The organism is Thalassolituus sp. UBA6592, assembly GCF_002433655.1.
Taxonomy (GTDB): domain Bacteria; phylum Pseudomonadota; class Gammaproteobacteria; order Pseudomonadales; family Oceanobacteraceae; genus Venatoribacter.
Genome location: NZ_DJIO01000019.1, coordinates 1 through 24,508, shown reverse-complemented (window position 1 = coordinate 24,508; position 24,508 = coordinate 1). Strand labels below are relative to the sequence as shown.

Here is a 24,508-nt window from a genome sequence, read left to right as displayed (position 1 = left end):
CTACAAGCTGGCCAAGATGAACCTCGCGATTCGCGGTATCAGCGCCAATCTCGGCGACGTACCAGCCGACACCTTCTTTAAAGACCAGCACCCGGACTTAAAAGCCGACTTCATCATCGCCAACCCACCGTTCAACTTAAAAGAATGGCGCGGCCCGGATGAACTCACCAACGACCCGCGCTGGGCTGGTTACGAAACCCCACCCACCGGCAACGCCAACTACGGCTGGATACTGCACATGATCAGCAAGCTCAGCGACAACGGCGTTGCGGGCTTTGTACTGGCCAATGGCTCCATGAGCACCAACACCAAAGGCGAAGGTGAAATCCGCAAACAGATCATCGAAAACGACCTCGTCGACTGCATGATCGCCCTGCCGGGGCAGCTGTTCTACACCACCCAGATTCCTGTATGCCTGTGGTTTTTAACCAAAAACAAAAAAGCCCAGACCTTCAGCGACGGCCGCAAACAACACCGCAACCGCGAAGGCGAAACCCTGTTTATCGACGCCCGTAATATGGGCAGCATGATCAGCCGCATACATAAAGAACTAACCGCCGACGATATCGCCGAAATCGCGCGGACGTATCATCTGTGGAGGGGGGAGTCAGTTGGCGAGTCAGACGTCAGACGTCCGACGTCCGACGTGGAAACACAGACGTCAGACTCATACACCGACATCCCCGGCTTCTGCCGCAGTGCCTCATTAGACGACATCAAAGCCAACGACTACGTCCTCACACCGGGCCGCTACGTCGGCGCTGCAGAAATCGAAGACGACGGCGAACTGTTTGAAGAAAAAATGCAGCAACTCACCCAAACCCTGTTTCAGCAGATGCGTGACGCGCAGGAGCTGGATGCCGTAATTAAACAGAACCTGAAGGGGCTGGGTTATGGGGAGTGAGTGGGAGAAGCTATTACTTTCTGAAGTAGCGAATTCAATAAATACTGGTTTGGACGCAATACGCCGTGCGCCGATAATAGAGGGGCCATCGGAGATCCGTTGTCTGCGAATACAGGACATATCCCAGTCAAAGCCATTTGAGCAGTGGGGGTATACAGAAACTAAGCCGCAGGACTATCAAAAGTACCAGTTGAAAAGAGATGACATCATCATGGCTCGAACTTGTTCGACGGGTATTAACTACCTTGTTAAACAAGATATGGATGCTGTGTTCAATAATGGATTAGCTCGTATTCGCTTAGACACAAATAGGATATATCCTGAATTTGCATATTACGTCTTTCAATCTGCGGATTTTGCTAGCTTTATTGATGGAATATCAGGTGGTACTTCTGTTCAGCTGAATATGAAAGTTGGCGACCTAGCTCGCTATCCCGTGATGTTGCCATCACTTAAAGAGCAAAAAAACATTGCTCAAATCCTCGGCGCCCTCGACAACAAAATCGCCCTTAACCGCCAGATCAATACCACCCTCGAATCCATGGCGCAGGCATTATTTAAAAGCTGGTTTGTGGATTTTGACCCGGTGATCGACAACGCCCTGGCCGCCGGAAACGAAATTCCCGACGAGCTGGCCGCCCGCGCCGCCAGACGCGAAGCGCTGCGCCAGCAGACCAGCAAAACCACCAACAAAACCACGGGGGCCACCGGCGCCGTAAGCGTAGAACAGGCCCTGCCTGAAACTGGTTTATCAGACCAGCGCCTGCCGCCTGAGATACAACAACTTTTCCCGGATCGGTTTGTATTGACCGAAGAAATGGGCTGGGTGCCTGAGGGGTGGGAGGTTGACCAATTATCCAGTTACATTAACGTCAAGCATGGCTTTGCATTTAAGGGCGAGTATTTCTCGGACAAGGAAACGAGTGACGTTTTACTAACTCCTGGAAATATAGCCATTGGCGGTGGATATAAAGGCGATAAGCTCAAATTTTACGAAGGCCCGATTGACTCAGAATATATTTTGCAAGAGGGCGATCTGATTCTGACGATGACTGATCTTAGTAAGCAGGCCGACACTTTGGGCTATCCAGCTCTGGTTCCTTTCGATGAGGAAAAACGCTATTTGCACAATCAACGACTGGGCAAAGTTGAATTGAAGAAAGAGGTGTTTGGATTTGGATGGTTGTATTACTTCTTCTGCTCACAAGCCTATCGAGATGAGATTTTGTCAGGGATGTCAGGAACAACGGTTAAGCACACATCCCCGAAGAAGATCATGGCAAATAAAATCGTTACTCCAGAAAAAGCTTTACTACAAAATTTTGAAAAAACAGTTTCTGCTTTATTGAGGAAGAAGAGCCTGCTTCTTCAAGAAAATAAAACGCTATCCAACCTCCGCGACTCTCTGCTCCCCAAACTCCTGTCCGGCCAGATCACTATCCCTGACGCCGAGCAACAACTGGCTGAGGTGTTGTAAGGTGTCGGGCGGGGCGTTGATTCAACTGTCCGGAATTTCCGGACTGTTGTCGCAAATATTGCGACAACTCTATTTGGTCAGTTAGCGGGCAGATAAAACCATGATCCAGATACACGCCACCAAAAAGCTACTCGCCAAAATGCCTGCCCAGACGAAACCTGGGGCGGAGGACATTCTGGCAGCTCCGCAAAGTAAGCTGGGCAGTTGGCATGCCAACCTGCTGACCATTCAGCGCCGCAACTGCCTGCTGTTTGTGCACGACCAGACGCGCTTTCCGCTGTTTATTCCGGCGTTGACCAAACCGGATTTGGCCAATATCGACTGGTGTTTTGAAGATGTTCTGATGAATACCTTATTGAAATGCAACGCTACCGAAAAACAGAGAATTACCGCCGCCGCATTGTTGCAGCCACTGGCGTTTGTCGGCGGTACGGATCGCTCGGTGCTGGGCACGCTGAACAGAACGGCTCAGGATATTGAGCATTCTATTTACTTCGATTCGCTCGATGTTGCCGAATTGACGGGCTATTCATTAAGCGCCTGGATGGCGCAGCGACCCTGTATGGTCAAAAACAGCAAAGACTTTATTATGCCTGGTAAAGCATTTCTGGCGATGCTGGATGATCTGCATCCGGGCAAGAAGCCTACAGGTAGGAAAAAAGCGGAGCAGGAGCCATTACCTGACAATGTGGTAATGTTGGATCTCTTCAGAGACGATAACGAAGAGCAGTAGCGAATCGGCAACGCAGTAACAGCAATGAAGTAACAGCAACACAGTAACAGCAAAGAAGAAGCAGAGGCAGGGAATGGGCTTTACCGAGGCCAGACTGGAACAGGCAATTATTGATTTACTCGCCGAGCAGGGTTACCCGCATGTATTGGGTAGCACCCTCGACCGCGCCCTGCATGAGGTGCTGATCAAAGAGGATCTGCGTGCCTACCTGAACAAGCGCTATCAGGCCGATGGCATTACCGAGGCCGAAATCGTTTCGGTGATTAACCGCCTTGATCGCATGCCTGCCGCTGACCTGTACGACTCTAACCGCAGCATTCATAAGCTGGTGGCCGATGGCTTTTTGCTGAAGCGTGAAGACCGCTCGAAGAAAGACCTCTATGTTCAACTCATTGACTATGCCGGGTTGCCCGAGCAACGACTGCCTGAAGACGGTGAGGTCGAGTCGATTGATGCAAGAGCCCCTGAAAATCAGATCGCCAACAACACCGCTGCTTATGGCACCGCCAATATCTACAAGGTAGTGAACCAGCTTGAGATTGAAGGCAAAGAGCTGCGTATTCCGGATGCGATTCTGTATATCAATGGTCTGCCGCTGGTGGTGTTTGAGTTTAAGAGTGCCGTCCGCGAAGAAGTTAATATTGAAGAAGCGTACAAGCAGCTGACTGTCCGTTACGCCCGTGATATCCCTGAGCTGATGAAGTACAACGCACTGTGCATCATCAGCGATGGCGTGAACTCGCGCATGGGCTCGCTGTTTGCCCCGTATGAGTTTTTCTATACCTGGCGCAAAGTCACGGGCGATGAAACCATCGAGCAGGATGGCATTAACTCGCTGCATACCATGATTGAGGGGCTGTTTGATCACACCCGCCTGCGGGAGGTGATCCGCCACTTTATCTACTTCCCGGATACCTCAAAACGGCAGGAAAAAATCGTCTGCCGTTATCCGCAGTTTTATGCGGCCAACAAGCTGTATCAGAATATTCTGCGCCACCGTAAACCCGAGGGGGACGGTAAAGGCGGCACTTACTTTGGGGCTACCGGCTGCGGCAAAAGCTACACCATGATGTTTTTAACCCGGCTGCTGATGAAAAGCGTCGAGTTCGAAAGCCCGACCATTGTGCTGATTACTGACCGTACCGATCTGGATGATCAGCTCTCGGGCCAGTTTACCGGTGCTAAGGGCTATATCGGCGATCAGCATGTGATCAGTGTCGAAAGCCGCACCCACCTGCGTGAGCTGTTAAAAGGCCGCAACAGTGGTGGGGTTTTCCTGACCACGATTCATAAGTTCACCGAAGATACCGAGTTGCTGACCGAGCGCAGCAACGTGATCTGTATTTCTGACGAAGCGCATCGCAGCCAGATCAACCTTGAGCAGAAGGTCGTTATTGATAAGAAGAAAGGCATCGTCAGAAAGACTTTTGGCTTCGCTAAGTATCTGCATGACTCATTGCCCAACGCCACCTTTGTGGGCTTCACCGGCACACCGATTGACGCCACGTTGGATGTGTTTGGTGAAGTCGTTGACAGCTACACCATGACAGAGTCAGTCAAAGACGAAATCACGGTGCGTATCGTGTATGAGGGCCGTGCCGCCAAAGTCGTGCTGGATAACGATAAGCTGAAAGAAATTGAAGACTACTACAGCGACTGTGCCGACCAGGGCGCCAGCGATTACCAGATTGAAGAGAGCAAAAAAGCCAGTGCCAATATGAATGCGATTCTCGGTGATCCGGATCGCATTAAAGCGCTGGCGAAAGATTTTGTAGAGCATTACGAAAAACGCATCGAAGAAGGCGCAACCCTTAAAGGCAAAGCCATGTTCGTATGCAGCAGCCGCGATATTGCTTACCGCTTCTGGCAGGAAGTGATTGCCCTGCGCCCACAGTGGAACAAGGTGCTGATTGCCGAGGAAGGCAGCCAGCTCAGCGACAGTGAGCAGAAAGAAATCAAGCCGATGGAACGGATCAAAATGATTATGACCCGCGGCAAAGATGATCCGAAAGCACTGTATGAGATGCTCGGCACCCAGGAATACCGCAAAGAGCTCGACCGCCAGTTTAAGAATGCCAAATCCAATTTTAAAATCGCCATTGTGGTGGATATGTGGCTGACCGGCTTTGATGTGCCGTTTCTCGATACCATTTACATCGATAAACCGATTCAGCGCCACAATTTGATTCAGACCATCTCGCGGGTAAACCGCAAGTTTGAAGGCAAAGAGAAAGGCCTGGTGGTCGACTACATCGGCATCAAAAAGCAGATGAACCTTGCTCTGGCACACTACAACAAAGCCGATCAGCAGAACTTTGAAGAAATCGCCCAGTCAGTGATCGTGGTGAAAGATCACCTCGATTTACTGGGTAAAATCTTCCACAAATTTGATACCAAACCCTATTTTAACGGCACTCCGCTGGAGCAGCTTAACTGCCTGAATATGGCGGCGGAGTTTGTGCAGCTTACCGATAAGATCGAAAAACGTTTTATGGCGTTGGTAAAACGCTTAAAAGCCGCATTCGATATCTGCAGTGGTTCAGAAAGTATCAGTCAGGAAGAGCGCGATTTGGTTCACTTCTACCTGGCCGTGCGCTCCATCGTGTTTAAGCTCACCAAAGGCAATGCACCCGATACTGCACAGATGAACGCCCGCGTGCGTGAAATGATCGCCGAAGCACTGAAAGCCGATGGCGTAGAAGAAATCTTTAAGCTGGGAGAAGAGCAGGGCGGCGAAGTCGATATCTTCGATGACGACTATCTGGCCAAGATTGAAAAAATCAAACTGCCCAATACCCGTATCAAACTGCTGCAACAACTGCTTGCACGCGCCATTGAAGACTTTAAAAAGGTCAACAAAACCCAGGGCATGAACTTCAGCGAGAAATTCCGCAAGCTGGTGGAAAACTACAACGAGCGCAACGAAGACAGTGTATTGGTCAGTGATGTGCTGGAGGACTTTTCGGAAGAACTGGTCGACCTGCTGCAGGCACTGAAGAAAGAGAAAGAATCTTTCGCAGACCTTGGCATCGACCTCGAAGAAAAAGCTTTCTATGACATCCTGCTGAAGCTTGCCCACAAATACGACTTCACCTATCCGGAAGACAAACTGCTAACCCTCGCCAAAGCAGTAAAAGAATTGGTGGACGACAAAGCTCAGTTTACCGACTGGGACCAGCGCGAAGACATCAAAGCAGAACTGAAAGTCGGGCTGATCCTGCTGTTAGCCAAACACGGCTACCCGCCGGTGGATAAAGATGAAGTGTACAAAGAGATTTTTGAGCAGGCGGAGAACTTCCGGAAGTATCGGAAGGGGTAGTGGTTGCAAACTCCTTGTTTATAAATAATGACTTTCCGCAATCTATTGTTGAAAGAAATATGAGTGAGTGGTGATAGTGCATAAGGACATGACTGATAATGAGAGAGCAATTCAGGACGAAGCGACTGAACACGCCCGGAAGATAAAAAAGAAGTTTGCTAAGACCGTTGCTGATAAAGCCAGATACCCTAAGGAAGCGGACCCGGTTTCGGTGTTTATGGCAGGTTCTCCGGGGGCTGGTAAGACGGAAGCGTCTAAGGCACTGCTTGAGCAGTTCGATAGTGAAGTTATCCGCATTGATGCTGACGAATATCGGGATGAGTTCAGAGAACAGGGTTATACCGGTGATAACTCCTGGTTGTTTCAGCCAGCGGTTTCGATTCTGGTGGAGAAAGTCTACGACCTGGTCATCGGGCAAAAGCAGAGTTTTATCCTTGATGGCACGCTGACCAACTATGAAAAAGCGAAGAAAAATATCGAAAGGTCCCTTGGAAAGGGCCGGTCCGTTCATATTCTCTATGTATATCAGGACCCCGTCCGTGCCTGGGAGTTTGTAAGGGCCAGAGAAACCGTCGAGGGCAGAAAGATCCCAAGAGAGCGGTTTATTGAGCAATACTTTGCTGCAAGGGATTGTGTGAACGCACTGAAACGGCATTTTGGTAACAGGATCAGGGTCGACCTGCTGTTGCAGGACAGGGATAACCAATTAAGCCGGTACAGTGCCAATATCGACAACATTGACAGCCATGTGGTCGAAAAATATACTACTTCGTCTCTTGAAGACCGGCTAACCAGCGACTAGATTGGAAGTTATGATGAAATTTATTAAGAAAACACCGTCTACCAGTTCTTCGTTTGCTGAGTTTATGAACCACGCTTCATCGGCTGAGAAGAAAAAGGTCTATAAGACTGTTCTGCGCCGGGCATCAGAGCAGCAAAAGGCTGTTGTCGATAAGGCCTCTGCTCCTGCTGCCTGATCCTGACTGAAAGATCGCTAAACGAAGACGAAGCACGCCAATCGGCGTGCTTTTTTGTTTCAGCTTCGAAACAGGAGCAGGCGTAGAGCTTTCTCAGATTTAAACTTGAAAGTACCCAATTGGGGTCCTATAGTACCCAAATTGGGACCGGGTGTGGCTTTTTGCGGACCGATCAGATCAGGCAGCAGGAGTGATGGAGAATATGGCGGGCAGTCTGGCAGATACCTTATTTACTAAGGCACAGCAAAAGGTGCTGGCATTGCTTTTTGGCCAGCCGGATAAAAGCTTTTATCTTAATGAGGTGGTCCGTGCAGCAGGTATGGGGAAAGGGGTTATTTCCCGGGAACTTACCAAAATGGCAGATGCGGGCCTGCTGACTGTGGTAAAGCAGGGCAACCAGAACCATTATCAGGCAAACCCCGCTTCACCTGTTTATGCAGAGCTGGTTAGTCTGGTTAAGAAAACTTTCGGTGTAGCCGGGTTACTGAAATCCGCAATCCGCCCTTTACTGCCCAACCTTGAGAAGGCTTTCATATACGGTTCTGTTGCCAAAGGCGAAGAGCACAGCGGCAGCGATGTGGATGTTATGTTGGTTGGCGATGCGTTAAGTTACAGTGAAGTCATGGCGCTGTTAGAGGATGCAGAAGAACAGTTACATCGCCTTGTTAATCCAACGCTTTATTCACCTCAGGAGTTTGAAACACGGCTGGCTGAAGGGCAAAACTTCCTGAGTAAAGTGATGGAGCAGCCCCGAATTAATTTAATGGAATAAATGAAAGATGTAAGAGCGCAGGAGGCGATATGAAGGAACTGGATAATCTGGTCAAAATCAACAAGCTCAAGCAGGAACCGGCTGATGCAAAGGAATTCGCAGGCATGGTTCAGGCGGGCGATACAAAACTCAAAGATTCGCAGATAGCAGGTTTAAGTGAAGACAGTCAGTTTTCACTGGCATACGGTGCTGCCCATGCTTTTTCACTTGCGGCATTGCGCTGGCATGGATACCGCAGCGACAGCCGGTATCTGGTGTTCCAGTGCTTGCAACACACGGTGAACCTGAGTAAAGCGAAATGGCGCGTGCTGGATAAATGCCATAACACACGCAATTTGGCTGAATATGAAGGACACCTTGATGTTAATCCGCAACTGTTGCGGGAATTGATCAGCATTACTCAGGAAGTTCAGGCTCTGGTTAAAGCAATGCCACCCATTGAATAATCTGAAATGATATTAGGGTATTCTGGCTCCACCCATCCCCCCATCAATGTTATGATTCAGCCCAGCTATCAAACCAAACAAGCAACCAACCCCAACCAACACTCAGGAATCCTTAGCCCATGTCCAAAAGCTTTGAAGCCCAGGGAATCATCCATTCCATCGACGAAACCCGTTCTTACGGCGCTAACGGTTTCACCAAGCGTGAATTCGTGATCAAGCTCAGCGGTGAGGGCGAGAACCCGGATTACCCTAACTATGTCGCGCTGGAGCTGATCAAAGACAAGTGTGCGCTGATGGATGCTTATCAGCCGGGTGATGAAGTGATGGTGACGTTCAACCTGTCTGGCCGTCTGTGGAACAAGCCGGGTAATCCAGAGAAGTGCTTTACTAGTCTGCAGTGCTGGAAGGTTGAAGGCGCAGGAAGCGGGGCAAGTGCCGCTATGCCAGCAGCGGGTTCATCCGATCCGTTCTCACAAATGATGCCGGACTATGATGACGATGTACCGTTTTGATCCGGTACAAGCGGAAGAGCACCGTTCTGAACCGGTACAAGCTAAAGAGTACCGTTCTGGTCTGGATTCTCTGATTGACCGATATATGAATATCTGAAAAGCGCTCTCTGAGCGCTTTTTTGTTTTCTGGCCCGGGTCTGGTTTAATTCGCTAAGAGTCCTGTCAGTAGTGGCGTTTACCGGTCTGACATGGGTAGGTGCTCAGTCACTCCGAATGTAAAGCCAGAGACACAGCCAGAAACAAAGCCAAGCGTACAATCACAGTCGGGCACTTAAAGATTGATGGCCGCACAGACATTGGCAGGTATCGGGATACGGCCAGCTGAAAAGACAGAAGGAACCCAGATGTTAAAACACAGATTCGTATTCTCCACACTGTTGACCGCACTGGTTGCTGTAGTGTCGGTCTTCTCTGCGGCCAGCGCTCTGGCCGACTCCGCCGTGTGGAAGGTCAGTAAAGGCTCGGATTATTTTTATCTTGGCGGTTCGGCGCATCTTTTACCCGCATCGGATTTTCCGCTGCCTGCGCCGTATCAGCGCGCATTTGCTGACAGCGATGTGTTGGTGCTGGAGACCGAGTTACCAAAAACACCACAGGCGCAGCAGGAATTTATCAGCATGCTGCAATACAGCGATGGCCGTACGCTGCAGCAGGTGTTGTCTGCGGATGTGTATCGTCAGCTGGCAGATTATCTGACCGCTAACGGCGCCAACCTGAATGATCTGCAGCGTTTTACGCCGGGGTTTATTCTGATGCTGGCCACTCAGATTGAGAGTCAGAAAATCGGTATTGCCGGTGAGGGCGTGGATGCCTATTTCCAGCAGCAGGCAGAGAATGCAGAAAAGCCGATATGGTTTCTCGAGGCCCTGAGCTATCAGGCGCAGGTTCTGGCGGAATTGGGGCAGGGCGATGAGGATGATTTTGTAGTGCGTATGCTGGCAGAAGTGCCGGAAGCCGGGCAGGTGCTGCAGGACACCATCGCCGCCTGGCGCAGTGGTGATCTGGCGACTATTCAGCGGGTGGTGAACGAGCCGATGCTGGAAGACGATCCGGCGTCGTATCAGGCGTTGTTCACCCAGCGCAACGACAACTGGATGCGCAAGCTGCTGGGCTATTTCCGCAATGCTCAGCGTGAGTTTGTATTGGTCGGTGCGGGGCACCTGGCCGGTGATGATGGTCTGATTGCGCAGTTGAAGGCGCAGGGGTTTGTTGTTCAGCAACTGCCCTGATTCTGATTGCTGATTTTCCGGGTCGTTCTGCAAGGCCCGGATTCGTTCTCATCCTGTAAAGATTTGTCTGGGCTGAACCCGCTTCTGATCCTGTTGCAGTCCAGCGCAGCCGCGGCGTTGCGCGCTCCCGGGGTATATTGCGTTTAGGTCGTAGTATATTCCAAAACCGTCTAGATGCTCCCGTTGTAATAGCTTCTGATTTTAATTAGCCTCTCATGCCTGAATCGATAACCCTCCAGATAATCTGCGAAGTATCCAAGCATGAAGAATATTCTGACTCCTGTTAAAACGCTGGCCATTGCTTTACTGGCCGGTGTGGCGCTGCAGGCCTCGGCTGCAGAAGAGAAGCTGTTAAACACCTCTTACGATATTGCCCGTGAACTGTTCGCGGCGTACAACCCGGTGTTCGCTGAGCACTGGAAAGAAAAGACCGGTAACGACGTGGAAATCCGTCAGTCTCACGCCGGTTCTTCCAAACAGGCGCGTTCTATTCTGCAGGGCTTACCGGCAGACGTGGTGACCTTTAACCAGGTAACCGACGTTCAGATTCTGCACGATCGCGGCAATCTGATCCCGGCGGACTGGAAATCCAAACTGCCAAACGGCAGCTCACCGTATTATTCCACCACCGCGTTTCTGGTGCGCAAAGGCAATCCGAAAAACATCCACGACTGGGGCGACCTGGTTAAAGACGATGTTGGTCTGGTGTTCCCGAATCCAAAAACCTCTGGCAACGGCCGTTACACCTATCTGGCAGCACTGGGTTATGCGCAGAATGCATTGGGTAAAGACGAAGCCAAAACCGATGCCTTTATGAAAGACTTTCTGGCTCACGTAAAAGTATTCGACACCGGCGGCCGTGGCGCGACTACCACGTTTGTTGAACGTGAAATCGGTGATGTGCTGATTACCTTTGAATCCGAAGTAAACAATATCCGTGATCAGTACGGTGCGGATAAATACGAAGTTGTGGTGCCAAAAACTTCCATTCTGGCGGAATTTCCGGTGGCTGTGGTTGAGCGCAACGTAAAGCGTAACGGTACCGAAGCGGTGGCTACTGAATACCTGCAGTACCTGTACAGCGAGAAAGCGCAGCGTCTGCTGGCTGGTTTTAACTACCGTATTCATAACGAGACAGTAAAAGCCGAAGTCGCTGATCGTTTCCCGGAAGTGAAACTGCTGACCGTTGAAGAAATTGCCGGTGGCTGGCCACAGGCGATGGAAACTCTGTTCAACAGTGGCGGCAAGCTGGATCAGCAACAGCGCCGCTGAGCATAAGCTGTAAGCGCTGCCGCTTTATGTTTCTTTATTCGGCAGCGCACAGACAGAGCGCCGGGCATCGCCCGGCCTTTGTGTGTCTGAGACGCGTATTTTTTTACCTTTATTCAGTTTGATTTGTGAGCGGTTTTCACCGCGATTATCGGGAGAATTCCATTGACCAGTGCTTTAGCCACAGTCGCAAACCGGCCGCGTGCGCAGCGTGTATTGCCTGGGTTTGGTCTCAGTCTGGGGATGTCGCTGTTTTTTGTCAGTCTGGTGCTGTTACTGCCTATGACAGGGCTGGTGATGCAGACTGCGGATATGGGCTGGGAACGCTACTGGTTTGTAATCACTGACGAACGTGTGGTTGCCAGTTATAAAGTGACCATCATGGCAGCGTTTTTTGCCTCGGTATTTAACGGCTTTTTCGGCCTGTTGCTGGCCTGGGTGCTGGTGCGTTATCAGTTTCCCGGACGCCGTATTCTGGATGCACTGATCGATCTGCCATTCGCTCTGCCAACCGCAGTGGCCGGTATTACGCTGGCAACGATTTATGCCAATAACGGCTGGTTCGGTACGGCGTTGGAAAGCATGGGCATTAAAGTCGCTTACACGCCGCTGGGTATTATTGTGGCCATGGCCTTTACCTCGATTCCGTTTGTGGTGCGTACGGTGCAGCCGGTATTGGAAGAGCTTTCCATCGAGGAGGAAGAAGCCGCCATTACGCTGGGCGCTTCGGACTGGACGGTATTTCGCCGGATTATTTTCCCTTCGTTGTGGCCGGCGCTGTTAACCGGCGTGGCGCTGTCATTCACCCGCAGTCTGGGCGAATTTGGCGCGGTTATTTTTATTGCCGGCAATATGCCGTTTGTCAGCGAAATTACCTCGCTGATGATTTTTGTCCGTCTGCAGGAATTTGATTTTGCCGCCGCCAGCGCCATTGCGTCTCTGGTATTAATGGCATCCTTGTTACTGCTGCTGTTAATCAACCTGTGGCAGGCGCGTTACATCCGCCGTCTGCATGGCCAATAGGAGTTAGTAATGTCTTCTCATTCTTCTGGCAGCCATGTGCAGCGGGTGGGCGACAGCCCGCGGGTGCGCCGCTTTTTAATTGGGCTGGCACTGCTGTCGACACTGGTATTGCTGGTAGCACCACTGGCGGCGATTTTTACGCATGCGTTTGCTGATGGCATTGGCCAGTATTTTTCCAGTCTGGCAGACCCGGATACCCTGCACGCCATTCTGCTGACCTTGTTTGTGGCACTGTTAACTGTGCCAATTAACCTGGTGTTTGGTGTGTTATTCGCCTGGGCGGTGACCCGTTTCCGTTTTCCGGGACGCAAGATTCTTATCACACTGATGGATATTCCCTTTGCGGTGTCGCCTGTGGTGGCGGGTCTGCTGTATCTGTTGCTGTACGGCAATAACGGCTGGCTGGGCCAGTGGTTGTATGCTCACGATCTGCAGTTGATGTTTGCCTGGCCGGGCATCGTGATGGTGACGGTGTTTGTTACCTGTCCGTTTGTTGCCCGTGAGCTGATTCCGTTAATGCAGCAACAGGGCAAAGAGGAAGAAGAAGCGGCTGTGATTCTGGGTGCATCCGGCTGGCAATTATTCCGCCGCGTAACGTTGCCCAATATTAAATGGGCGCTGTTGTACGGCGTCATTCTGACCAACGCGCGGGCGGTTGGTGAGTTCGGTGCGGTGTCTGTGGTATCCGGTAATATCCGTGGTGAAACCAATACGCTGCCTTTGCACGTGCAGCTGCTGTATGAGGATTACCAATCCGGCGCAGCCTTTGCGAGTGCGTCTTTATTGGCGCTGATCGCATTATTTACCCTGATTTTAAAAGCATTTATTGAATGGCGGCAGGAACGTCTGGCAGAACAGAATCTGCACGACAGCGCCGGGAAAGACGACTCTGGTGAGGCTTTATGAGTATTCGTATTGAAAATTTGTCCAAACGCTTTGGCCAGTTTCAGGCGTTGTCGCCACTGTCATTGAATATTGAAGAAGGCGCAATGGTCGGCCTGCTGGGACCATCCGGTTCCGGTAAAACCACCTTGCTGCGTATTATTGCCGGGTTGGAATCCGCTGACAGCGGACAAATTCAGTTTGCCGGCCGTGACGTGACCAATCTGCATGTGCGAGATCGCCGCGTGGGTTTTGTGTTCCAGAACTACGCGCTGTTCCGTCATATGACTGTGGCACAGAATATTGCTTTTGGTCTGGAAGTTCTGCCGAAAAAAGAACGTCCGGATAATGCAGAAATTCAGCGCCGGGTCAGCCGCCTGTTAGAGCGGGTGCAGTTGCCGCATCTGGCCAACCGCTATCCGTCGCAATTATCCGGTGGTCAGAAGCAGCGTATTGCGCTGGCGCGGGCGTTAGCAACCCATCCGGAAGTGCTGCTGCTGGATGAGCCGTTTGGTGCTCTGGATGCCAAAGTGCGTAAAGAATTGCGTCGCTGGTTGCGCTCACTGCATGAAGAAATCGGTTTTACCAGTGTGTTTGTTACCCACGATCAGGAAGAAGCGCTGGAGCTGTCCGATCAGGTGGTGGTTATGAGCAATGGCAATATTGAGCAGGTGGATACACCAGCGCAGCTGTACGCCAAACCAAACAGCCGCTTTGTGTTCGATTTTCTCGGCAGTGCGAATATCTTTCACGGTTCTGTCGACAGCGCGGTAAATGCTTCTGCCAATGACGGCACCAGCAAGCCAAAATTAACCAATGGCAATGCCTGGATTGAATTACCTGTTCAGCCGAATGATGCCTTAGCTTCGGCAGAAGGCGATCTGTATATCCGCTCTCATCGTTTAACGCTCAGCCGTGACGCATTAGCCGGTGCTCATCTGCCGTTTATTGTAGTGGCTGCTAATCCGGTAGGCGCGGATGTCAGAGTGGAATTAAGAGCCGATGGCTGGGACAGCGATGCGCTGTGGGAAGTGGATCTGACTCACGATCAGAATACACAGCTGCAGTTTAAGAAGGGCGATAAAGTCTTTGCTGCACCGCAGACCGGTTATTTCTTTAAGGTGGATCAGCGCGAGCCGCAGAAATTCCGCTTTATCGACTGAGGCAATTTCTGACAGGCAAAAAAAGGCCGCGGTGGTAATCCACTGCGGCAAAAACTGATTGAAAGCAAGCAAAGGGGGGGGTTGCTTTCAATCAGGAGGTCTTTCGTTTTGCCGCACGGCAAATGCCGCGCAGCTCATTCTGTTAACTCTTCTCAGAGTTTGACTTCGTGTTCCCAGCCTTTCACGCGGATACGGGTATCTGTGATATCCAGATCTTCTGCATCCATCACGCCCTGACCAAACACATAACGTACTTCGTTTTCACCTGCGGTGGCTTTGGCATCGAAGGCTTCTGCAGCAGCACGGATTTCTTCGTTACGGCTCAGGTAGTTTTTCCACTCATCCGCGGAGTATTTGCTGGCCAGTAATTTGTGCGTTTGCTGTGGGCTGATCACGAAACCAGAGGCGTTATTACCGCCAAAGCCTTTGGCATTAATAAACGCCAGTGGCAGGCTGTTGGCATCCACTTCGTAGTGATTCAGCAGAATATTCAGGTTATCGCCAAATACATCGTCGGCCACTTCACTGGCGGTGGTGATGCCTGGAATAATACCGTGTGCCCAGGTGCCCAGAGTCATCATCAGCTGGTCAGCAGAGGCTGCCGCCAGAGAATGACCCAGATGCGCTTTTACCGCAGTAATCGGCCAGTTTTTAATACCGAAGGCACCGGCCAGTTCACTGAGGATGTGGCTTTCTGTGGTGCGGTTAGCTGGCGTGCTGCTGCCGTGAGCCTGAACAAAAGAGCCGGTCTGCAGTGCGTGTTCGCCGATTAAACGGCGCGCTTCACCCATGGCTTTACCCATGGTCAGGTAGTTACCGACGCCCGGGTTAGAGATGGATTTTTTGTAGCCGTCAGCGTTTACGAATACATCACCGATGGCGCCGTGAATGGTCAGGCCCAGTTCGGTGGCCAGTTCATCGTCGGTTAATACGAAGAACTGCGCAGACTCCGCCAGGGTAAAACCAGCGTTATAGCTGAACGGACGGCTGGCACGGCGGAAGTCCGGTTTCTGATCTTCGCTGATACCATCCAGATCACGCAGGTTTTTCTCGGTGACCAGCGCGGTCATGGCGTTATAGCCTTCAACGATTTCCGGCGTTAATGGCGACTCAGCGTTACCTACGATCACCATACGGCGACGACTGCTCTGAATATCGTCGATGGCCACTTTCAGGTTGTACAGGAAGGTCGCACAGGCGCCGACCATACTGCCGGTGGTACCGACGTTGCCCAGTACATAAGCATTGATAAAGTCAGCCGGCATTTCGCTCAGACCCATGGCGCACTGCTTGGAGCTGGTGCGTTTGCCCAGCATACGCGCCTGAATCATACCGCCGTGGCCTTCACCATCGAGCTGGCCCATGGCTGAACCGGCGTACACTGCGATCTGATCCGGATGAACGTGGTTACGCAGGACGTCCCAATCCATACCCAGTTGACCGAGCATGTCAGACGCTGCGTAAACCGCCAGCGCCAGACCACGAGGGTGGTGGCGTGAGCTGTACTGTGCCAGAGGATCAAAGCCTTTTGGCGTCTGACCGGCGCTCTGTACCGTTAACGGTTTGGTGGTTTCGCGCCAGCATTTGTTGCCGTCGGCGTCTTTGAATGGCTCGTGGAAGGGCACTGCGCGGGCATCCCACGGCATGTTGTCCCATTCGCGTACCAGGGTGCCATCGAGGATCTGCTGCTTAATGGCCTCGTTATTCAGGTCTGCGCCTTCAATACCCATTAACTGGGCCAGTGAAGCCAGTGTGCCGTTCTGTTCGGCGGCGCTGAGCTTGTCCAGCACCAGACGACGGAAAGCCTGATGTCCGGAACTGCGGCCGGCGGCACTGATGCCACCAAAGCCAGTAATAACTGCCAATTTTCTCATGCGAACCCTTACTGATATGCGCTGATATTTGATCTGCGACTATTGTAGGATCAGCACTGCTTTCGTTATTAGTACGATTCAGTCATATTATTGAATAATTAAGACGCAATTAGTGACATATTCGAACAGGAGCGTTGAACACCTGTGATCAGGCACGTAACTCTGTTGACCATGGAGCAGATGCTCAGCTCCAGCGTGGCCATTCCGCTGGAAATGCTGGAAACCGCCCGCGCGCGTTTAAAAGTACGCCGCGATCCGCGTGCGGATTTCGCTGTAGAGCCCGCAGCCCGTGAGCTGAAAGCGATTTCCATGCTCGGCGGCTTTCGCCTTAATCCGGCCAAAGCACTCAATCAGATTGAACATACCGATCTTATCGTTGTCCCGGCTTTGTGGCGTAACCCAAAACGACAGCTGTTGCAGGAGGCGGAAACCATCGATTGGATTGCGCAGCAATACCGTGGCGGTGCCAGTGTGCTGGCGGTGGGTACCGGTGTGTGTCTGCTGGCGGAGGCGGGGATTCTGGATGGCAAGCCGGCCACCACGCACTGGCATTATCTGGAACAGTTTGCCCGGGATTACCCGCGGGTGAAGCTGCAGCGTCAGCATCTGCTGACCCAGGCGGACCGAATTTACTGCGCGGCGAGCGTGAACTCCGGCGCCGATATGATGGTGCATTTTATTGGTTTGCAGTACGACCGCAGTCTGGCTCAGCAGGTGGAACAACAGTTTTCACCGGAAATCCGCAATCCGATTGAAAAAAAGGTGTTTTATGCTGAACAGAACGAGCAACACCCGGATGAAGAAATCGCCATGGCGCAGACCTGGCTGCAGCAGAACATGCAACGGCCGTTGTCTCTGCAGGCGCTGGCAGAAATGACCGGCCTCAGTGAACGCCAGTTTGACCGCCGCTTCCGCCACATTACGGGCCGCACACCCACACAGTATCTGCATGGTCTACGCTGTGAGAGTGCCCGCGATCTTTTGCAGAATTCGAATCTGACCATCGCGGATATCGCCGCCACCGTTGGTTTTAACGACGCCGGATATTTTATCCGTGTGTTCCGCAAACTGGCGGGGCAGACCCCCGGCGAATTCCGCCGTAAGGTGCGGCGTAAACTGTTCAGTGGTGGGTGAGCAGCGGAAGGTAAAAATGGGTGGAAAAAGTATCTTGTAAAAAAACTACAAGAATGACGTTGTTTTTTGTAGTCGGAACATTCAGACTATGAACATCAGCGATGCTATAACGATTAATTATGTAGTTTTACTAGCTTTCCTGGATCGTAGAACTACATAGGCAGCCGGAAATGAGTTTATCTATGGTTACTTTCCGTACTTACCCATAACGGAAAGGCATAACGGAAAGGATAATAGCTAAGACCGTTTCGTGACTGTCCTGAACTGCCGGCTGAATCAGCCGTGCAGATAATGGTTTCCGCCCAAAAGGCGGAGCAAAGCCAACGCACCGACCACCTTTATTGGTGCAATAATAAGGAGACGAGAGTCCTCATGACACAAGATGTCGACGTTTATGAAACTCAGGAGTGGCTGGATTCCTTGCACGCCACCATCCGTCATGCTGGCCCGGAGCGGGCAGCGTTTCTGCTGAAAACCCTGTTTGATAATGCTCTGGCAAAAGGCGTAGACCTGCCACCGGCTATTACCACACCTTATCGCAATACCATTCCTACCGATAAAGAAAAACGTATGCCGGGCGACCTGTTCATGGAACGCCGTATCCGTTCTCTGGTGCGCTGGAATGCGTTGGCCATGGTTATGCGTGCCAACGATAACGATGAAGGTCTGGGCGGTCACATTGCGTCTTTCTCATCTGCGGCCACTCTGTACGATGTTGGTTTTAACTATTTCTTCCGTGGTAACGAAGACGGCAACCTGGGCGACCTGATTTATTTCCAGGGTCACTCTGCACCGGGTATTTACGCACGCTCTTACCTAGAAGGCCGTTTCGACGAAGAACAGCTGGATAATTTCCGCCGTGAAGTTGATGGCAACGGTCTGTCTTCCTACCCACACCCATGGCTGATGCCGGATTACTGGCAGTTCCCGACCGTTTCTATGGGTCTGGGTCCGATTCAGGCGATTTATCAGGCGCACGTAATGCGCTACCTGTCTGCCCGTGAACTGTCGCCACGTGGTGACCGTAAGGTGTGGGCGTTCCTGGGTGACGGCGAATGTGATGAGCCGGAAACTCTGGGTGCAATTTCTCTGGCTGGCCGCGAAAAGCTGGAAAACCTGGTATTCGTGATCAACTGTAACCTGCAGCGTCTGGATGGTCCTGTCCGTGGTAACGGCAAAATCATTCAGGAACTGGAAGGTGTCTTCCGTGGCGCTGGCTGGAATGTAATTAAAGTTGTCTGGGGTCGTCACTGGGACATCCTGCTGGAAAAAGACAAATCCGGTCTGCTGCAGAAGCGTATGGATGAAGTCTGCGACGGCGAACTGCAGAACTACAAAGCTAACGGTGGCGCTTACACCCGTGAACACTTCTTCGGTAAATATCCGGAGCTGCTGGAACTGGTGAAAGACATGAGCGATGAAGAAATCTTCGCCCTGAACCGTGGTGGCCACGATCCGTTCAAAGTGTACGCTGCGTACGCTGAAGCAATGGAAAGCAAAGGTCAGCCAACCGTTATTCTGGCTCAGACCGTTAAAGGTTATGGCCTGGGTGATGCCGGCGAAGCGGCCAACATTACTCACTCCGTGAAAAAACTCGACAAAGATTCACTGAAGCAATTCCGTGACCGCTTTGCCATTCCGCTGACTGACGAAGAACTGGAACGCGTACCTTACTACCGTCCATCTCCGGACAGCCCGGAAATGAAATACATGAACGACCGCCGTAAGAAACTGCACGGTCCTGTTCCTTCACGCCGTACCGCGTTTGAGCCTCTGAACACGCCTCAACTGGATGCGTTCAAAGGTCAGCTGAGCGGCAGTGGTGAACGTGAACTGTCTTCTACTATGGCGTTCGTACGTATCCTGTCTCAGGTGGTTAAAGACAAAGAAATCGGCAAGCGCGTTGTGCCGATCGTTCCTGATGAAGCACGTACTTTCGGTATGGAAGGAATGTTCCGTCAGCTGGGTATTTATTCTTCCCAGGGCCAGAAGTACACGCCGATGGATGCCGGCCAGATCATGTACTACAAGGAAGATAAAAAAGGCCAGATTCTGGAAGAAGGTATTAACGAAGCCGGTGCTATGTCTGCGTGGATTGCTGCGGCAACTGCCTACAGCAACAGCAACTGCCCAATGATTCCGTTCTACGTGTTCTATTCCATGTTTGGTTTCCAGCGTATTGGCGACCTGGCGTGGGCTGCCGGTGATATGCAGGCACGTGGTTTCCTGATTGGCGCGACCGCTGGCCGTACCACTCTGAACGGTGAAGGTCTGCAGCACCAGGATGGTCACAGCCTGCTGATGGCGCACACCATCCCGAACTGTAAATCTTACGATCCGACTTACAGCTTCGAACTGGCCGTGATTATTCAGGACGGTCTGAAGCGTATGTATCACGACGAAGAGAACTGCTTCTACTACATCACCACCATGAACGAAAACTACGTTCACCCGGATATGCCGGTGGGTGCTGAAGAAGGCATTATCAAAGGTCTGTACCAGCTGAAAGCCGGTAAGAAAACCAAAGCTGCTGATGCCCGCGTCCAGCTGATGGGTTCCGGTACTATTCTGCGTGAAGTAGAAGCAGCTGCTGACATTCTGCGTGAAAAATACGGCGTTGAATCCGACGTATGGAGCGTACCGTCCGTTAACGAACTGGTACGTGACGCACACGAATGTGACCGCGTGAACATGCTGAATCCTGAAGCGAAAGAAGCGAAAGTTCCTTACGTAACAGCAACCCTGAAAGATGCCAAAGGTCCGTTCATTCTGGCGACCGATTACATCAAAGCGTACGGCGAACAGCTGCGTGCTTATATTCCGGGTGAATACAAGGTACTGGGTACTGATGGTTTCGGCCGCAGTGACACCCGTAAGAAACTGCGTCACTACTTTGAAGTAAGCCGTGAGTTTGTTGTTCTGGCTGCTCTGACTGAGCTGGCTAAAGACGGCAAATTCCCGCAGAAAGATCTGGCCAAGGCTCGCGCTGAACTGGGTATTTCTGCCGACAAAGTTAACCCTGTAAACCACTGATAGGAGGCCATCATGAGCAATATGACCGTGAATGTGCCTGACATCGGTGGCGCAGAAGACGTAGAAGTAATTGAAATTAACGTTGCCGTTGGTGACAGCGTTGAACAGGAACAGGACCTGCTGGTTCTGGAAACTGACAAAGCAACTATGGAAATTCCCTGCCCACAGGCAGGGAAGATTGCCAAAATTCTGGTAAACGTGGGCGATAAAGTATCGGAAGGTTCAGCGATTTTTGAACTGGAAACCGATGCTGCGCCTGCAGCAGAAGAAGCATCCGAACCTGCAGCGGAAGAAAAACCGGCTGCAGTGGAAGAGAAGCCAGCCGCTGAAGAAAAACCAGCAGCACCTTCTGCACCAGCAGCAGAACAGATCATTGAACTGACCATCCCGGATCTGGGTGGTGCAGATGAAGTGACTGTTATTGAAATTACCGTGAAAGCTGGTGATGAAGTAGCAGAAGACGATTCTCTGATTGTTCTGGAAAGTGATAAAGCCAGCATGGACATTCCGGCACCTCAGGCAGGTGTTCTGAAAGAAATCCTGGTTAACGTCGACGACAAAGTAAAAGAAGGCGACGTTTACGCGAAGATTCTGGTCAGTGGCGGTGCTGCGGCTCCTGCTGAAAAAGCAGAAGAAAAACCAGCTGCAGCTGAAAAGCCTGCTGCTGCTCCGGCACCTGCCGCAGAGAAACCTGCAGCAGCACCGGCTCCGGCCAAAACTCAGACACTGAACGAAGTGACCGATGAAAAAGACATTCACAATGTCTACGCAGGTCCTTCTTCCCGTCGTCTGGCGCGTCAGTTGGGTGTGAATCTGACCAAGGTGAAAGGTACCGGTATGCGTGGCCGTATCACCAAAGACGATATCCGTGACTACGTAAAAGCTGTGGTTAAAAAGGCTGAAAGTGGTGCGGTTGGCGTTACCGGTGGCGCGGGTATTCCTGCTGTTCCTGCCATTGATTTCTCTCAGTTCGGTGATATCGAACTGGTGAAAATGAGCAAGATCAAAAAGGTTACTGCTGCCAACATGAGCCGTGCGTGGCTGAACGTACCGCACGTTACTCAGTTTGATGACGCTGACATCACAGATCTCGACGAATTCCGTAAGAGCATGAAAGCCGAAGCGGAAAAACACGGTGTGAAATTAACGCCGCTGCCGTTCCTGATCAAAGCCGCCGCTGCCTCTCTGGTGGCTGAGCCAAGCTTTAACGTGTCGCTACATCACGACGGTGAGCACATTGTGCAGAAAAGCTATGTGCACATTGGTATTGCCTGTGATACGCCGAACGGCCTGATGGTTCCGGTTCTGCGTGACGCCGACAAAAAAGGCATTTACCAGATCGCCAGAGAAGTAAACGAACTGATAGACAAAGCCCGTAACGGCAAACTGAAGCCAAATGAAATGCAGGGTGGTTGTTTCACAATCTCCAGCCTGGGTGCCATTGGCGGTACCGGTTTCACGCCTATCGTGAATACGCCGGAAGTGGCCATTATGGGTGTGTCCAAAGCTCAGATTAAACCGGTCTGGAATGGTAAGGAATTTGTTCCGCGCAATATGCTGCCATTAACCGTATCGTACGATCACCGTGCGATTAACGGTGCAGACTGTGGTCGTTTCTTCACGCACTTCGTGAATCTGATCAGCGACGTACGCCGTCTGGTTCTGTAACCGGCGTGCACGTCTTTAAGTGAAAATGGGTGGGTCTTTTATTTAAAAGACCATTTTTGCCCGGCCATTTTGGCCGGGCTTTTTTTGCCTGCGCGCCGGCTTTATCTTCTGAACACCTTTCTTGTCTTCTGAATACCTTTCCCCGGGTTCCTGCTTAAGAGCTTATTCCTACTAAAAGAGTTGGTTTTTAAATCTTATTGTTCTATTTTCATTATCAATCATATCGAACTAATTTTCATTGTTGCTGACTAACTCGCTGTAAGAGAAAATGAACTGAAAGAGGTAAAGACCATGAAAAACAAAGCATTGATCGCAGGTATTGCCTGTCTGGCCAGCGCCGCCATGGCCGATGCCAGAGAAGCGGCAGTCGTGGTGGATCAGGATCAGATGTCAGACCGCAAACAGATTGTACTGGACCAAAAACAGCCGCAGATGAAGATTGATCTGTTGGTGGATGTACTGAAAACCCGTTTGAACTGAGGTCTTTACCTCTCAGCGATCAGCCACCACAGTTTTACTGCGGTGGCTGATTGTCTTCCCCTAAGCGGCCAGCTTTTCTCTGACCGGCTTTTCTCGGACTGGCTTTCTCGGACTGGCTTTCTCGGACTGGCTTTCTCGGACTGGCTTTCTCGGACTGGCTTTTCTCAGTAGTGCCACTGCTTACTTTTAAGCGCTTAGCTTTAAGCGTGTTATCGAATTAACACATTCCGAAACTCACCAGGAGCCCATGATTTTATTTTCTGAACCAACCAACGCATTTGCGCAATGCGTCACACCGAAAAAAACATCCGCCACAAACTTCCTGCCTGATTATCTGTCCTATAACAACGTTGAAAAATTCCGCCAGGAAAATACGATGAAGAATCTGTCCCTTTTTATGTTTATGGCGCTCAGCAGCGCATATTTTTACGCCGATGCCGACGAACTGCGCGAGCAGGTGCAGGCGCTTTCCAGCAGCGAAGTGGTAGAAACAGAGGGTACTTCTGAGCTGACGGCTGCAGAACAAACTGACGCGGCACAGGCAACTGAAGAAAAAGATGCCGATCTTTCTCCTGTCGAAAGCTCTCGGCAAACTTCTGCACAACGATTAAGCTGAATCCCGCAGATTGCCCTGACGGAATTCACGCTGCGGCCAGCATAACTGCGGCCGGGAATCAAAGTGCAAAATAGGTTTTGATCCCGGAAAGGATATTGTTGACGGCTACGGACGCCAGAATCAGGCCCATCACCCGGCTGATGATGCTGGCACCACTGTCGCCGATCAGTCGGTGAACGTAGCTGGCTAACAGCAGTAATACCAGTACGATAGCCAGAACCGCCAGAATCATCATGGTGGTCTGGGACTGCTCTAACAGACTGAAGCGGTTATTTTCTGTCATCAGTACCGCACCCAGCATAGCCCCAGGGCTGGCAATAGATGGCACGGCTAACGGAAAGATGGCCGTTTCTTTGCCGTCTTTGATAAAGCGCATTTCACCTTCCGGCTTACCTTCACCAAAAATCATTGTCAGTGCAAACAGAAACAGCACAATGCCGCCAGCGATCTGAAAGGCCGACAGCGGAATATTGATGGCGTTAAGGATAATTTCGCCGGCCACGACAAAGAACAGCAGAATCAGAGCGGCAAACAGGGTGGCCAGTACGGCGACTTTACGCTTCATTTTCTCGTCGTATTGTGCGGTGACGGCAATAAAAACCGGCACCGTACCGATGGGATCGATTACCGCGAAGAAGAAGATAAAAGTGGCCAGAAGCTCGCTCATGATAAATAGTCTTCAGTAGGTTGAGTGTTAACGCATTAATCTTTGCCTGTTGAAGCGCATGCGGTTCAGACAAAGTGGTGCAGAGGTTGTTGCTGCGGTTTTACTAAGTTAGTGCTGCGGTCTTACTGTGTTGTTGCCGTGTTTAGTTGCATCGCTGCGGAATCCGCCTGGCGGAGTGACAAATGCCAGGAGCCGGGATGCAAGGCGCTGCTGACACGATAATATCATAGCCATGTACACTTCTGGCAGATGGCGAGCCGCCTGTATTGTCTGACTGTGTCAGCAGATAGCTGCTCATGCCTGCTGTAGGGAAGTGGGTTCGTTGTCTTG

Annotated in this window: 20 protein-coding genes; 18 read left to right on the top strand and 2 right to left on the bottom strand. The window is 51.3% G+C overall.

Annotation, left to right across the window (positions count from 1 at the left end; all coding sequences use genetic code 11):
• The 13 genes from B2Z72_RS01605 to B2Z72_RS01545 form a co-directional block, all read left to right on the top strand.
• On the top strand, positions 1-904 hold a 904-nt coding region (locus tag B2Z72_RS01605; protein WP_297004055.1), incomplete at its 5' end, for an N-6 DNA methylase.
• On the top strand, positions 894-2,381 hold the full coding sequence (locus B2Z72_RS01600; RefSeq protein ID WP_296983642.1) for a restriction endonuclease subunit S: 1,488 nt from the start codon (positions 894-896) through the stop codon (positions 2,379-2,381). The genes B2Z72_RS01605 and B2Z72_RS01600, both read left to right, overlap by 11 nt.
• A gap of 100 nt (positions 2,382-2,481) precedes the next feature.
• Entirely contained in the window at positions 2,482-3,114 is a 633-nt protein-coding gene (locus B2Z72_RS01595) for a DUF6933 domain-containing protein (protein WP_296983641.1), read from the top strand.
• Positions 3,115-3,187: 73 nt separating this feature from the next.
• Entirely contained in the window at positions 3,188-6,433 is a 3,246-nt protein-coding gene (locus tag B2Z72_RS01590; RefSeq protein ID WP_297004053.1) for a type I restriction endonuclease subunit R, read from the top strand.
• An 88-nt stretch (positions 6,434-6,521) separates the two neighbouring features.
• Positions 6,522-7,235: a zeta toxin family protein gene (locus tag B2Z72_RS01585; protein WP_297004051.1), complete on the top strand. Its 714-nt coding sequence runs from the start codon at positions 6,522-6,524 to the stop codon at positions 7,233-7,235.
• 368 nt (positions 7,236-7,603) lie between these two features.
• On the top strand, positions 7,604-8,182 hold the full coding sequence (locus B2Z72_RS01580) for a nucleotidyltransferase domain-containing protein (protein ID WP_297004057.1): 579 nt from the start codon (positions 7,604-7,606) through the stop codon (positions 8,180-8,182).
• Between the two features lie 29 nt (positions 8,183-8,211).
• Positions 8,212-8,628, top strand: coding sequence for a hypothetical protein (locus B2Z72_RS01575; RefSeq protein WP_296982675.1), 417 nt, complete (start codon positions 8,212-8,214; stop codon positions 8,626-8,628).
• A gap of 119 nt (positions 8,629-8,747) precedes the next feature.
• Positions 8,748-9,140, top strand: coding sequence for a DUF3127 domain-containing protein (locus B2Z72_RS01570; RefSeq protein WP_296982676.1), 393 nt, complete (start codon positions 8,748-8,750; stop codon positions 9,138-9,140).
• Positions 9,141-9,484: 344 nt separating this feature from the next.
• Positions 9,485-10,369 (top strand): TraB/GumN family protein, encoded by an 885-nt coding sequence (locus B2Z72_RS01565; protein WP_296982677.1) that lies wholly within the window; start codon positions 9,485-9,487, stop codon positions 10,367-10,369.
• A 261-nt stretch (positions 10,370-10,630) separates the two neighbouring features.
• Entirely contained in the window at positions 10,631-11,641 is a 1,011-nt protein-coding gene (gene cysP, locus B2Z72_RS01560; protein WP_296982678.1) for a thiosulfate ABC transporter substrate-binding protein CysP, read from the top strand.
• A gap of 162 nt (positions 11,642-11,803) precedes the next feature.
• On the top strand, positions 11,804-12,661 hold the full coding sequence (gene cysT / locus B2Z72_RS01555; RefSeq protein WP_296982679.1) for a sulfate/thiosulfate ABC transporter permease CysT: 858 nt from the start codon (positions 11,804-11,806) through the stop codon (positions 12,659-12,661).
• Positions 12,662-12,697: 36 nt separating this feature from the next.
• Positions 12,698-13,567, top strand: a complete 870-nt coding sequence (gene cysW, locus B2Z72_RS01550; RefSeq protein ID WP_296982686.1) for a sulfate ABC transporter permease subunit CysW — start codon at positions 12,698-12,700, stop codon at positions 13,565-13,567.
• Positions 13,564-14,706, top strand: a complete 1,143-nt coding sequence (locus B2Z72_RS01545) for a sulfate/molybdate ABC transporter ATP-binding protein (protein ID WP_296982680.1) — start codon at positions 13,564-13,566, stop codon at positions 14,704-14,706. Before cysW ends, B2Z72_RS01545 begins: the two co-directional genes overlap by 4 nt.
• A gap of 152 nt (positions 14,707-14,858) precedes the next feature.
• On the opposite strand, the gene B2Z72_RS01540 is transcribed toward B2Z72_RS01545, so the two are convergent.
• Positions 14,859-16,580, bottom strand: a complete 1,722-nt coding sequence (locus B2Z72_RS01540; protein ID WP_296982681.1) for a beta-ketoacyl synthase — start codon at positions 16,578-16,580, stop codon at positions 14,859-14,861.
• A 144-nt stretch (positions 16,581-16,724) separates the two neighbouring features.
• Here B2Z72_RS01540 and B2Z72_RS01535 point away from each other — a divergent pair, with 144 nt between their 5' ends.
• The 5 genes from B2Z72_RS01535 (at position 16,725) to B2Z72_RS01515 (ending at position 23,511) form a co-directional block, all read left to right on the top strand.
• A complete protein-coding gene (locus B2Z72_RS01535; RefSeq protein ID WP_296982682.1) occupies positions 16,725-17,714 on the top strand; it encodes a GlxA family transcriptional regulator in 990 nt (329 codons plus the stop codon).
• A gap of 372 nt (positions 17,715-18,086) precedes the next feature.
• The gene (gene aceE / locus B2Z72_RS01530; RefSeq protein WP_296982683.1) at positions 18,087-20,747 is read left to right on the top strand and encodes a pyruvate dehydrogenase (acetyl-transferring), homodimeric type; all 2,661 of its coding nucleotides are present in this window, start codon (positions 18,087-18,089) and stop codon (positions 20,745-20,747) included.
• A gap of 12 nt (positions 20,748-20,759) precedes the next feature.
• Positions 20,760-22,415, top strand: coding sequence for a dihydrolipoyllysine-residue acetyltransferase (gene aceF / locus B2Z72_RS01525; RefSeq protein WP_296982684.1), 1,656 nt, complete (start codon positions 20,760-20,762; stop codon positions 22,413-22,415).
• 291 nt (positions 22,416-22,706) lie between these two features.
• Complete coding sequence (locus B2Z72_RS01520) at positions 22,707-22,895, top strand: hypothetical protein (protein WP_296982685.1); 189 nt, start codon at positions 22,707-22,709, stop codon at positions 22,893-22,895.
• 247 nt (positions 22,896-23,142) lie between these two features.
• Positions 23,143-23,511, top strand: a complete 369-nt coding sequence (locus tag B2Z72_RS01515; RefSeq protein ID WP_297004049.1) for a hypothetical protein — start codon at positions 23,143-23,145, stop codon at positions 23,509-23,511.
• Between the two features lie 58 nt (positions 23,512-23,569).
• Here the strand turns inward: B2Z72_RS01515 and B2Z72_RS01510 are convergent, their stop codons facing one another.
• Complete coding sequence (locus B2Z72_RS01510; RefSeq protein WP_296983429.1) at positions 23,570-24,178, bottom strand: MarC family protein; 609 nt, start codon at positions 24,176-24,178, stop codon at positions 23,570-23,572.
• Between the last annotated feature and the right edge of the window lie 330 nt (positions 24,179-24,508).